This is a genomic window from Providencia sp. SP181 (assembly GCF_050446505.1).
Classification (GTDB): domain Bacteria; phylum Pseudomonadota; class Gammaproteobacteria; order Enterobacterales; family Enterobacteriaceae; genus Providencia; species Providencia vermicola.
This window is the reverse complement of record NZ_JBBPXM010000004.1, coordinates 236109-249368: the sequence shown is the minus strand read 5'-3', so window position 1 is coordinate 249368 and position 13260 is coordinate 236109. Positions and strand designations below refer to the sequence as shown.

Genomic DNA, 13260 nt, shown 5'->3' with positions numbered 1-13260 from the left:
TCTTTAACTGACAGTATAGATAAAAAGACCCCATAAAGCGGGGTCTTTAATTTACTTTATTTTAATGAGCTAATTATTACATTGAACTTGTAAAAGTACGAGTAATAACGTCTTGCTGTTGTTCTTTAGTCAGTGAGTTAAAACGCACTGCATAACCTGATACACGGATAGTCAGCTGCGGATATTTCTCTGGGTTTTCCATTGCGTCTAACAGCATTTCACGGTTCATGACGTTAACGTTCAAGTGCTGACCGCCTTCAATAGACGCTTCGTGGTGGAAGTAACCATCCATCAGACCCGCTAAGTTCGTTTTACGCACATCGTCATCTTTACCTAACGCATTTGGTACGATAGAGAAGGTATAAGAAATACCATCTTTCGCGTAAGCAAATGGTAGTTTAGCAACAGAAGTCAGTGAAGCTACTGCACCTTTTTGGTCACGACCGTGCATTGGGTTTGCACCTGGTCCAAATGGCGCACCAGCACGACGGCCATCTGGTGTATTACCTGTTTTCTTACCATACACAACGTTAGAGGTGATGGTCAGGATTGACTGAGTTGGTACCGCATTACGGTAGGTAGGCAGTTTCTGAATTTTCTTCATGAAACGTTCAACTAAGTCACACGCGATGTCATCAACACGTGAATCGTTGTTACCAAATTGTGGGTATTCACCTTCGATTTCGAAGTCGATAGCAATACCGTCTTCGTCACGAATTGGTTTAACTTTCGCATATTTGATAGCGGACAGTGAGTCAGCAGCAACAGACAGCCCCGCGATACCACATGCCATGGTGCGATAAACATCACGGTCATGTAACGCCATCAGCGAAGCTTCATAGCTGTATTTGTCGTGCATGAAGTGGATGCAGTTCAGTGCAGTGACGTACTGAGTTGCCAACCAGTCCATGAAGTGGTCCATTTGGTTCATCACAGTATCGAAATCAAGGACTTCGTCCATGATTGGTGCATGTTTAGGACCCACTTGCATTTTCAGTTTTTCATCAACACCACCGTTGATGGTATACAGCATGGTTTTCGCTAAGTTTGCACGCGCACCAAAGAACTGCATTTGTTTACCAACAATCATTGGGCTCACGCAACATGCGATTGCATAGTCGTCGTTGTCGAAGTCTGGACGCATCAGGTCATCATTTTCATACTGAACTGATGAGGTATCGATAGACACTTTTGCTGCGAATTTTTTGAAATTCATTGGCAGTTTTTCTGACCACAGGATAGTCATGTTTGGCTCAGGAGATGGGCCCATGGTATACAGTGTGTTCAAGAAACGGAAAGTACTTTTCGTTACCAGTGTACGGCCGTCAAGACCCATACCTGCTAATGATTCAGTTGCCCAGATTGGGTCGCCAGAGAACAGCTCATCGTATTCAGGAGTACGTAAGAAACGTACCATACGCAGTTTCATGACTAAATGGTCAATTAATTCTTGCGCTTGTTGTTCGGTGATTTTACCAGCTTCTAAGTCACGTTGGATATACACGTCTAAGAAGGTAGAAACACGACCAAATGACATTGCAGCACCATTTTGTGATTTAACTGCGGCTAAGTAACCGAAGTAAGTCCACTGTACTGCTTCTTGCGCGTTTGTTGCTGGTGCAGAAATATCGTAACCGTATTTTGCAGCCATTTCTTTCATTTGACCCAATGCACGGTGCTGTTCAGCAATTTCTTCGCGCAGTTGGATAGTCATCTGTAGGTCTTCACCTTTTTCTAATCTTTCTTGCAAAGAGGTGAATTGGTTAAATTTGTCTTTCATCAGGAAATCAATACCGTACAGCGCAACACGACGGTAGTCACCGATGATACGACCACGACCATATGCATCAGGTAGACCAGTTAAGATACCTGATTTACGGCATTTTAAGATGTCTGGCGTGTAAACGTCGAAAACACCTTGGTTGTGAGTTTTACGGTATTCAGTGAAGATTTTTTTGATTTCTGGATCTAAAGTACGGTCGTAAGCTTTGCATGAGCCTTCAACCATTTTGATACCACCGAACGGGATAAGACCACGTTTCAGAGGAGCATCAGTTTGTAAACCAACGACTTTTTCTAATTCTTTAGTAATGTAACCTGCATCATGGGAAGTGATGGTTGAAGCAACATCTGTATCAAAATCAACAGGCGCATGCGTGCGGTTTTCGATTTTGATCCCTTCCATAACTTTATCCCACAGCGAGTCAGTTGCTGGGGTAGAGCCTGCTAAGAAAGATTCATCACCTTCATATGGAGTGTAGTTTTTCTGGATGAAGTCACGTACGTTGACGTTTTTCTGCCAGTCACCTTGGTTAAAACCTTGCCATGCTAAAGCGAATTTTTCATTTAATTCGGACATGATACTTTTACCTTTTAACAGTGGATCTTTTAGGGATCTTAATAAATCTTTTCGTGTGTGTCAGTGGCGATTAATGTTTCTGGCCACCACGTAAATGCATAAACCAATAAATGAGGCCGACTAAAAGTGCGCCGCCAATAATATTTCCGATAGTGACTGGAATTAAGTTATCTGTAATAAAATTTCCAATCGTTAAGTGTGAAAACTGCTCTGGTGCCATATTGATTTGTGTCCAATATTCAGCAGGAGCGAATTCTTTAATCATGATGCCCAATGGGATCATAAACATGTTGGCGATGCTATGCTCAAACCCACTGGCGACGAACATCGCAACAGGGAGAACTAATACCACCAGTTTATCGGTTAAACTGCGACCTGCATAACTCATCCAAACCGCCAGACAAACCATTAAGTTTGCTAAAATGCCGAGTGCAACAGCCTCAATAAAGGTGTGGTGCAATTTATGGCTACTGGTTTGTAAGACATTTAATCCCCATTGGCCATTAGCCGCAGTGTATTGCCCCGCAAACCAAATGATAGCCACAAAGAACAGCGCGCCAATTAAGTTGCCAATGTATACATTGAACCAATTGCGGAACATTTGTCCCCAGGTAATTTTACCTGTGGCTTTAGAAACGATAGTTAAGACAGTGGAAGTGAAAAGGTCGGCACCACAAACAACGACTAACATTAAACCGAGTGAGAAACAAATCCCACCAATCAGTTTGGTAAAGCCGTATGGTGCATCGGCAGCCCCAGTTGTTGCAGTAATATAGAAAACAAAAGCAATAGAAATAAAAATACCGGCAGTGAATGCTGACAAGTAAGTAATTGCAGGATGTTTGTTCGCTTTATAAAAGCCAGCATCATCCGCGACTTGCGCCATTACAGCAGGTGGCAATAAATTAAAAGGGTTGTCAGCTTTCATACCAACACTCTCTTACAAAGTTGATTAATTATAGCACGCAATAATAGTAACAAAGGGGATAAGTGATAAATTTGATATGGATCATGAACACTCGCAAGAATACCGTCTAAATGGTTAATTTTTTGTTAAAAACAAGATTAACTAATTGAAATTTAAGTAATAAATATTTTTTAAATTTTATTAAAAATTTTTATAAAGAGCATTTTTAGCGACACGGAAAGTGAAAATATGCATATAAATGTTAATTATTTAAGTGCAATATGATCCCTTTGCTAAGGTATTTAACTTATGTCTAAATTTAGCGCTAAATTTATTGATATAAACCTCAAAAACCATCTGTTAAATTTCCGCCAAATTGTCATATTTTGCTAACAATCAACAAAATGATACGGCATACAAAAATTGTTGTTCCAGATCATTTTAGACTATATATGCCAATATTGAATTTTTATTATTTATAAAATTCAATATTATCTAGCGTGTTAAGTTCTTGTTCGATGCGTTCGCGGCTGGTTAACAGCGTTTCGATGACTTGGGCTGTTTTTTCATCGTTACTGCGGAAGGTGGGGATAGACACACTGATAGCGGCAATAATTTTGTTTCGTTGGCGCAATGCGACAGCATAACAAATGGTTTCTTCATTAATTTCTTTATTATCAATGGCATATCCATTTTCTTTTACTGCGTTTAGTTGCGTACGTAATTGTGGCAAAGTATGAACACTGTATTGTGTCAGCGGGGTGAAACCTGCAGGGTAAAGTTGGGAAATTTGTTCGTCACTGTAGTTAACAATCATTGCCTTACCTAGCGCAGAATAGATAGCTGGTAAGCGAGTGCCAATACTGGAGACTAACTGAACTTTTTGTGCAGATTGTACTTTATCAATATACAGGACATCAGCACCATCTAAGATACCCATTTGGCAAACTTCATTACATTGTTCGACAATAAGCCCCATCTCGCGATGGATCATTTTCAGCCAATACGATTTTTCGAAGAAAACGCGAGAAAGAATGGAACAAGCGATACCAAGATAATAAAGCTGGCTGTTATCATCGTAATTAATATAACGGTGCTCAACCAATGTTTTTAGAATGGGGTAAATAGTCCCTTTCAGAATTCCAGTCTTATCAGAAAGTTGCGTTAAAGATAGCCCCGTATTTTCTGCAGCCAATACTTGAAGCACCTCTAAAACACGAATTGTCGGCATGTGTCCTGTAGACATTAAATCACCTCCCTGATTAATTGTGCCGCTATTCTAGGTTCAAAACTGAGCTATGTAAATCACTAGCAAAAACCCATTTCTTTTCTAAATCTACCGAATGACATTGCGCTGTTGACAGCAAAAGTCGTGATCCTGTTCAAAATTTACCAATAAAAAATGACCTTCTTGTTTTTAATATAATCAGTAACTTCTTATTTATTTCTTTTTAATCAACTGATTAAGGTGTTTTCATTTTAACTTTGTTCAAATTTGACTCAATCCATTTTTCGTGGTTATTTAATGTTGTTTTTATTTATGAATAAGGTTTGTATATATGAACAGCAGCCAAATGGAGCTATCACGTATGGAAAGTCGCTATATCACCCCTGTTGTCACTATTTTTGATGACAAAGGCCGCGTTGATATTGAACAAAATCGACAAGTTTATGATTCGCTTAGCACAAAAGTCTCGGGTTTTGTCACGATGGGCAGTACGGGGGAGTTTTTTGCACTCGATATGAACAGTTCGAAAACCTTGATTGACCTTTGTGGCAATTACCCCAAAAGGGATATGAAGGTCTATGCAGGAGCAAGTCGGTTAGATGTCAATGAATCGATTGAACTTGCCAATTATGCGAATGAGCAAGGGGTCGATGGGGTAATGATAATCAGCCCCTATTATTTTCCGTTAGATGACGAGGGTGTATTTCGCTTTTACAGCACAATAGCAGAAAAAACCTCAGCAAAAATATTTATTTATAACTTTCCTGAGCGTACGGGATACTCTGTATCACCTGAAGTGTGTTTACGCTTAGCAGATAAATACCCTCATATTATTGGCCTGAAAGATACCATTCCCGACACTAATCATACAGCGCAAGTCATTGACGTTGTGAAATCCCGTATTCCACACTTTGAAGTCTATGCAGGTTACGACAACAACTTTGCTCATGTCGTGTTATCAGGTGGAAACGGTTGTATTGGTGGCCTTTCAAATATTATTCCGCAGTTTTTTGCTTCATGGATGAACGCCTTTGCAAAAAGCGATTTAGCGCTCGTCGCTAAACATCAACAACGTGTTGACCAACTGATGGCGATTTACGGGGTGAATGCTCCCTTTATTCCAACTTTTAAAAAAGCGTTGCAACTGAAAGGAGTGATTAACTCAGACCGTTGTAGCTCACCATTTATTGGATTGAACAGTGTACAGACAGAGCAACTTCAGCAATTATTAGCACTGGCTGATTCACCGCTCTGATCTTTCCTATAACAACACAATAGAACATCTTACCGACAGGGAAAAATATCATGGCGACAACACAAGCTTATAACAATCCTGTTTTAAACTCTGCGATTAAAAAATCGTGGAAACGTTTAGTACCCCTGATGTTTATTTTGTATTTCGTTGCATTTATTGATCGGGTGAATGTTGGTTTTGCTAAAGATGCTATGCAGTTAGATATCGGGTTATCGGACTCTGCATTTGCGTTTGGGGCAGGGATTTTCTTTGCGGCCTATGCATTATTTGGTATCCCCGCAAACTTAATTTTAAATAAAATAGGCGCCCAAAAATGGTTGAGTATCACCACAATCATTTGGGGCGTACTCTCCGCGATGACAGGCTTTGTCACCAATGAAACCCAATTTATTATTTTGCGCTTCTTATTAGGGCTAGGGGAAGCAGGTTTCTATCCAGGAATTCTATTATTAGCATCAATCTATTTTCCTAATAATGTCCGCGGATCAGTGATTGGTATATTTGTTTTAGGGGTGCCATTAGCCTTGACGCTAGGTTCTCCACTTTCTGGTGCATTATTAGAGTTGCATGGCTGGTTAGGCCGTCCAGGTTGGTTCTGGATGTTTGTTATCGAAGGCTTGCCTGCGGTTGTTATTGGTATTTTTGCCTTCTTTTATCTGGATGATAGCCCTGAAAAAGCGCGTTTTTTAACCGACGAAGAGAAAAAGGCATTAACGGAGCAACTTGCCAAAGAAAATGCAAAAACAGAAACTACCTCTGTGCTTTCGGCGCTCAAAAATGCCAAGGTGTGGCACCTTGCATTGATTTACGGCACCATCCAAATATCCGTGTATGGCCTGATGTTCTTTTTGCCTTCCCAAGTGGCTTCATTAATGGGGGAAAGCTTAGGATTCAAACAATCGTTAGTGGCAGCTATTCCATGGGCTTGCTCAGCCTTTGGTGTCTATTATATTCCGCGCTTTGCCGACCGCCATCCAACAAAGCGTGTGGAAATATCTGTTTTGTGCATGTTAGCTGCGGCAGTGGGCTTAGCGTTATCTGCATTTGCCAGCCCAGTTTTTGCTATTGCAGCACTATGTTTAAGCGCGGTGGGCTTCTTATCGGTTCAACCTGTCTTCTGGACGTTTCCGCCTCAGTTACTCAGTGGTCCTGCATTAGCAGCGGGGATTGGTTTTTGTACCACTATGGGGGCATTTTGTTCATTCCTTGCACCTATCATCCGCGTTGAAGTGGATAAAGTAATGAACAGCAATACAGCGGGGATCATGACATTGTCAGTGATAACTGTGGGTTGTGCTGTGTTAATTGCGCTCCTTAAAAAGAACTCTCATAAAAATGGCCATAAAGTTTTGTCATCGAATTAATGGCAACAATTGGAAGGTGTGACATGCAAAAGATTTTACGAATTGATGAAAGCGACAACCTGATTGTTGCCTTAAAAGACTTGCACGCTGGGGAAGTTTACCATTGGGGCAATGAAGAAATTACCTTAGTCACTGACGTGAAGGCTAAACACAAATTTGCCTTAGAAGCGTTACCCATCGATGGTGTGGTATCGATGTATGGCACCGCAGTAGGTAAAGCGACGCAACCCATTGCAAAAGGCGAAGCCATTACGGTGAACAATATTCGCCATTATGCAGCTCCTGTTTCCTTAGAAAATGATTCACTGTACGAATGGAAAGCACCTGATGTTTCCGCTTATAAAAAACGAACTTTTCAAGGATATGTACGAGGAGATGGGCGTGTAGGAACAGCAAATTACTGGCTAATTTTCCCGTTAGTTTTTTGCGAAAACCGCAATGTGACGAAATTAACCGATGCTTTAAATGATGCATTAGGCTACACCAATAATAGCTTAAAAAGCTTTGCACTAGACTTAACTGCAGGAACGCAAACGCCGACAGCAAAACCAAAGCTGTTCCCGCATATTGAAGGCGTTCGGTGCATTACTGTCACCAGTGGCTGCGGCGGTGCAACCTCGGACAGTAAAACCATGTGTGATGTGTTAGCAGCTTATGCAGACCACCCTAATGTGATTGGTATTACGGTATTTAGCTTAGGATGTGAAAAAGCGCAGCGCAAAATGTTTAAAGAATCACTGGCTGCACGTAACCCAAACTTTGATAAGCCTGCACTGTATTTTCGTCAACAAGAGTGGGATAGCGAAGAAGAAATGATGCAAACTGCGCTCAAACAAACTTATGAGTGCATGAAAGCCGTTAAGCCACAATCGAGGGTTGATGTGCCATTATCCCACCTAAAATTGGGCGTAAAATGTGGTGCTTCTGATGGTTTTTCAGGGATTTCAGGTAATCCTGCAATGGGGCTTGTTTCAGATTGGTTAGTCACGTTAGGTGGCGCATCTGGTTTGGCGGAGTTTCCCGAATTATGTGGTGCAGAAGGGGATATGGTGAAACGCTGCGTATCTTTCGATGACAAAAAGAAATTTCTCGAATTGATGGAACGCTATGAAAAAACGGCGAATTTCTTTAACACCACCATCGCGGATAACCCAAGCCCTGGAAATATTGCGGATGGCTTAATTACCGATGCGATTAAATCTACAGGTGCGGCAAAAAAAGGCGGCACTTCACCCATAAGTGCAGTGTGTGATTACGCAGAACCCATGCCAGAGAGCGGATTGTCACTGGTTTGTACGCCAGGTAATGATGTGGATGCGGTGACTGGGCTTGTTGCCGCAGGCTGTAATGTGGTGATTTTCTCAACAGGGTTAGGTACACCGACAGGGAACCCGATCGTGCCCGTACTAAAAATTTCGACTAATAGCGCAATAGCAGAACGTTTGTCCGACATGATCGACTATGACTGCGGTCCAATCATTGATGGGGTTCCATTGCCGACGATCAGTAAAGGGCTATTTGAACGGGTCATCGAAACGGCGAGTGGAGAATATCAGGTGAAAGCGGATCGCTTAGAACAATTTGATTTCTTATTGTGGAAGCGTTCGTTGGATTTATGATTTATCTACATCAATAACATGACAACAGGTTGATGGGGAAGGCTCCCCGCCAACCTGTGACTTAATTATGCGTTAGCGCGTTTGGCTTTTTGCAGTTTTTCATAAGCCGCAAGTAGTGCTTGATGAGCTGGCAGTGCTTTTAGCTCATCATCGATTGACCACAAGCCATAGAAGCAAGACTCTCCTGCAATTGCAGCAGAGGCTGCATCGACCGCTTCTTGCCCATACATACGGACAAATGCATTGTAGTATTGCGCAGGGTTTCTTTCTTCTTCTTGCGATAATAACAATAGCGTTTGCAAGCAACGATAATAGTTCGCACGTTCTGGCGTGAACACTGAACTGTTAAAGTCTTGTGTCCACTCAACCCATGCTAAAGCTTGTTCAAGGTCACCACCCGCAAGGGCTAACATTGATTTTAATTCACCGATACGCAGGTTGCTCCAACCATTATCTTTACCGACCGCTAAACCAAGCAATTCACGTACACGGGTGAAATCGTCTAAACCGTCATCATCCAACTGCTCAATCAGGGCAAGGTAGTCTTGCTTTTCCCATTGGCTATCAGGCAGGTTGATAATCGTATTGCGTAAATAAGCGCCCATTGCATTATTCGCAATATGTAAATCTTCAACAGGGTAAATATCTGACATACCTGGCACTAAAATACGGCACGCATAAACGCCTAAATGGTTATAATCTGCGATGTAAACCTCGGCATCTAACGTATTGAAAATACGGATAAGCGTCGCAAATTCTTCCTGCGTCGTACCTTTGAAGCTCCAATCTGCAAATTCATAATCCGCATCGTCTTTAAACAGATCCCAGCTAATTAAGCCACTTGAATCAATAAAGTGTGTTTCAAGGTTGGTGTGCTCAGCCACTTCTTCATCATCAAAGGTTGGTGCGTTAAACACATCTAAGTCTTTTAAGCCGCGGCCTTGTAATAATTCAGTAACGGTACGCTCAAGGGCAACACCAAAGTCAGGGTGTGCGCCAAATGAGGCGAAGCAAGTGCCGTTTTGTGGGTTAAACAACACCACGCAAATGACGGGGTATTTTCCACCTAATGAAGCGTCGTAGCAGAAAATGGGGAAGCCTTCTTTTTCAAGGGTATCAATTGCTTCCACCACGCTTGGGTAACGAGCCATCACTTCTGTTGGAATAGTTGGCAAGCTGATGCTTTCTGCAATAATTTTATTTTTTACGAAGCGTTCAAACACTTCTGAAAGCCCTTGAACACGCGCTTCGTTAGCTGTATTACCCGCAGACATACCGTTAGAAACGTATAAGTTCCCAACGATATTCATTGGAATATAGACAGTTTTGTCATCAGATTGGCGTGTAAAAGGTAGCGCACAAATACCGCGTTCTTCGTTGCCAGATTGTAGGTCAATGAGTTGGCTTGCGGCTAATGCCTCATCAGGGTCATAGAATTTAATCAAACGATTGTCTAAAAGCCCTTCTGGTAGGCTGTCATCTTCTGTTAGTGGGAACCATTTTTCATTTGGGTAGTGAACAAAATCACCTTCTGAAATGGATTTACCTAAGTAGAAGTCAGCGAAGAAGTAGTTAGTCGATAAACGCTCGAAATACTCGCCAAGGGCAGAAGCTAAAGCGGCTTTTTTGCTCGCACCTTTACCATTGGTAAAGCAAAGAGGGCACTCTTTATCGCGAATATGTACTGACCAAACGTTTGGTACAGGGTTTAACCATGACGCTTCTTCAATATCAAACCCCAATTTTTTTAATTTGGTCTGGAATGCATCAATGGAGTCTTCAAGAGCGGCGTCTTTGCCGGGAATAAATGTTTGGCTCATTGTCAGTCACTTGTGAATAGAGTGTGTCAAACGGGCTATGATACGGATTTTTGTCGCAACCTCACGCTTTTTATTCATTAATAGACAAATCATCTTAATATTTATTATTTCTCCTAAAATAATTATATATACCCGAAATCCTTCAACTTACAGCGGTGTTGACTACGCTTAGCTAGCCGAGTCACATAGTTTATCTATGCTCCCCGTCTATCTTCGCTTGTCGCCTACCTGCAACTCGAATTATTTGGGGTATAGATCACAATAAATTTAGCATAAACCCACATAATAACTGAAGTTTATTAATGAAAGGAAAATAGGATGAAAAACAGAAATAAAGCGCTGCTCGCAACACTGGTTTCACTGTTTACCGTATCTGCCGTCGCTTTACCGAATATTACGGTATTAGCAACGGGGGGAACCATTGCTGGGGGTGGGGATTCAGCAACTTCTTCTAGTTATCAAGCGGGTAAAGTGGGGATTGATGCGTTAATTAATGCAGTTCCAGAAACCAAGAAAATTGCTAATTTAAGCGGCGAACAATTGGTGAATATCGGTTCGCAAGATATGAATGACCAAGTTTGGTTGACATTGGCGAAAAAAATCAACCAAGACTGCGATAAAACCGATGGCTTTGTGATCACTCACGGAACGGACACACTAGAAGAAACGGCCTTTTTTCTTGATTTAACAACCTATTGTAAGAAACCAATTGTGTTGGTCGGTGCAATGCGCCCATCAACAGCACTGGGAGCTGATGGGCCGCTAAATTTGTATAACGCGGTGGTGCTTGCAACGGATAAGTCAGCTGGTGACCGTGGCGTGCTAATGGCAATGAATGACAAGGTGGTTCAAGGCCGAAATGTGATGAAGATGAGCACCACAGAAGTCCAGGCATTTGATGCGGTTAACGCAGGTGCCGAAGGGTTTATCCACGATGGCAAAGTGACGTATTTCCAAGCTCCTCAGCCACGGGAAAATAACGCTGCGTTTGATGTGAGTAAACTCGATAAATTACCTGCAGTTGGTATTGTTTATAACTATGCGAATGCTTCCGCAGCACCTGTTAAAGCTCTAAGAGAAGAAGGGGCCGAAGGTATTGTTAGTGCAGGGGTTGGTAACGGCAACATGTACAAAACGGTATTTGATGCACTAGCAAAAGCGGCAAAAGAGGATGTGGTTGTAGTACGTGCTAGCCGTGTTCCAACAGGCTATACCACACGTAATGCAGAGGTCGATGATAATCTATATGGCTTCGTGGCATCTGAAAGGTTAAATCCACAAAAAGCACGCGTATTATTGCAGCTAGCGTTGACTGAAACTAAAGACCCACAAAAAATTCAAATGTTATTTGAAAAATATTAAGTGTGAAAGTTAAGGTAGCGGGGTGCAGGTTTTTGCCCCCCGTTAATTGTCTTGCTACTCGATAATCAATACATTAGGTAATAAGCTTACCGATGATTAAATAATATCGTCAATGACTCCGCCATCAACGCGTAATGCCGCTCCAGAGGTTGCAGAGGCTTGTTTCGAACATGTATAAACCACCATATTTGCCACTTCTTCCACAGACGATACACGTCGAATAACTGAACTTGGTCTGTGCGCAACGACAAATTCGTTAGCGAGTGCTTCGATTGACTTACCTGTTTTCGCTGCTTCGTCTTCCATCAAATTGGCAAAACCATCAGAAAGGGTCGGGCCAGGGAGAACACTATTGACTGTCACACCAGTACCAGCAACATATTTAGCGAGTCCACGAGAAAGGGAGAGCATTGCTGTTTTTGTGACACCATAGTGGATCATATCCGCAGGAATATTGCGTGCAGATTCAGATGAAATAAAGACAACTCGCCCCCAGCCTTTTTCAACCATTGCAGGCAATAGGGCTCGAGATAAACGTACTGCAGACATCACATTGGTTTGCCAGTAATTATCCCAAGTGGCATCGTCGGTTGTGTAAAAGTCCTCAGCACCATAAATGCCAGCATTGTTGACTAAAATATCGATCTCTTTGATTTCACTGAGTAGCAGGTTGAGCCCCTCAGGGTGGCTCACATCAGCGACGGCTGGGGATACTTTAGCGCTAGGAAGCTCTTTTTGTAGGAGGGATACCGCATCATCAACACTTTTCTTATTACGACCGTTAATCAATACTTCTGCACCGCTACTTGCAAGCCCTTTTGCTATCGCAAAGCCGATACCCGCGGTTGATGCACTAATTAAGGCGCGTTTTCCTGTTAAATCAATATTCATTTTTGTACGCTTCTTGTTGAAATGGAAATTTCATAGTAGCAGATGAAAACAGGGGAATTATTCTCAATAATGCTATCGTATTATTGAGAATATTAATGCAGAAAAATCGAAAAATGATAAAGAATAATTACTATCAATTTATTCAAATGATTAAGTTAAAACAATAAAACGAATTTAAAAGACCTTATTTCATTTACCTTTCTCACAAAATTAAGTCAATGTGGTGATAGATGGTGTGCAATAGCACTTAATTTGGCGTGTTTACATCGTATCAAGGTAATCTATTTACATGTTTTTAAGTTTTACTATGTCATCAATTTCCATTTGTTTTTTGATATTCATCAAACAGTTACGGTTGGTTAATTTATGGGTCATCATCTGTGATAATGACTGTTAATTAAAATTAATGTGCCGTTGATCATATTTTGGCAACAAAGCCAGTATCAGTGTTGATA

The 13260-nt window shown here is 41.6% G+C and carries 9 protein-coding genes; 4 read left to right on the top strand and 5 right to left on the bottom strand.

Going from position 1 to position 13260, the window contains the following annotated elements:
• Window positions 1-76: 76 nt before the first annotated feature.
• The 3 genes from pflB to AABS66_RS09080 all read right to left on the bottom strand — a co-directional run bounded on the left by pflB (window position 77) and on the right by AABS66_RS09080 (window position 4512).
• Entirely contained in the window at window positions 77-2359 is a 2283-nt protein-coding gene (pflB, locus tag AABS66_RS09090; RefSeq protein WP_206085456.1) for a formate C-acetyltransferase, read from the bottom strand.
• Window positions 2360-2429: 70 nt separating this feature from the next.
• Window positions 2430-3287: a formate transporter FocA gene (focA, locus tag AABS66_RS09085; protein ID WP_206085457.1), complete on the bottom strand. Its 858-nt coding sequence runs from the start codon at window positions 3285-3287 to the stop codon at window positions 2430-2432.
• A gap of 451 nt (window positions 3288-3738) precedes the next feature.
• Window positions 3739-4512, bottom strand: a complete 774-nt coding sequence (locus AABS66_RS09080) for an IclR family transcriptional regulator (protein WP_206085458.1) — start codon at window positions 4510-4512, stop codon at window positions 3739-3741.
• Between the two features lie 343 nt (window positions 4513-4855).
• Between AABS66_RS09080 and AABS66_RS09075 the strand changes: the two genes are divergently transcribed.
• Genes AABS66_RS09075 through AABS66_RS09065 form a run of 3 tightly spaced genes read left to right on the top strand, consistent with a single transcriptional unit; the run spans window position 4856 to window position 8732 of the window.
• Entirely contained in the window at window positions 4856-5749 is an 894-nt protein-coding gene (locus AABS66_RS09075) for a dihydrodipicolinate synthase family protein (protein WP_206085481.1), read from the top strand.
• Between the two features lie 50 nt (window positions 5750-5799).
• A complete protein-coding gene (locus AABS66_RS09070) occupies window positions 5800-7113 on the top strand; it encodes an MFS transporter (protein WP_206085459.1) in 1314 nt (437 codons plus the stop codon).
• 23 nt (window positions 7114-7136) lie between these two features.
• On the top strand, window positions 7137-8732 hold the full coding sequence (locus tag AABS66_RS09065; RefSeq protein ID WP_272538766.1) for a UxaA family hydrolase: 1596 nt from the start codon (window positions 7137-7139) through the stop codon (window positions 8730-8732).
• A gap of 65 nt (window positions 8733-8797) precedes the next feature.
• Here the strand turns inward: AABS66_RS09065 and ycaO are convergent, their stop codons facing one another.
• Window positions 8798-10552 carry a 30S ribosomal protein S12 methylthiotransferase accessory factor YcaO gene (gene ycaO, locus AABS66_RS09060; protein WP_206085461.1) on the bottom strand — a complete coding sequence of 585 codons (1755 nt, stop codon included), beginning with the start codon at window positions 10550-10552 and terminating at the stop codon, window positions 8798-8800.
• A gap of 318 nt (window positions 10553-10870) precedes the next feature.
• Between ycaO and ansB the strand changes: the two genes are divergently transcribed.
• Entirely contained in the window at window positions 10871-11914 is a 1044-nt protein-coding gene (gene ansB / locus AABS66_RS09055) for an L-asparaginase 2 (RefSeq protein ID WP_206088380.1), read from the top strand.
• Window positions 11915-12010: 96 nt separating this feature from the next.
• On the opposite strand, the gene AABS66_RS09050 is transcribed toward ansB, so the two are convergent.
• Window positions 12011-12805 (bottom strand): SDR family NAD(P)-dependent oxidoreductase, encoded by a 795-nt coding sequence (locus AABS66_RS09050; RefSeq protein WP_430224835.1) that lies wholly within the window; start codon window positions 12803-12805, stop codon window positions 12011-12013.
• Between the last annotated feature and the right edge of the window lie 455 nt (window positions 12806-13260).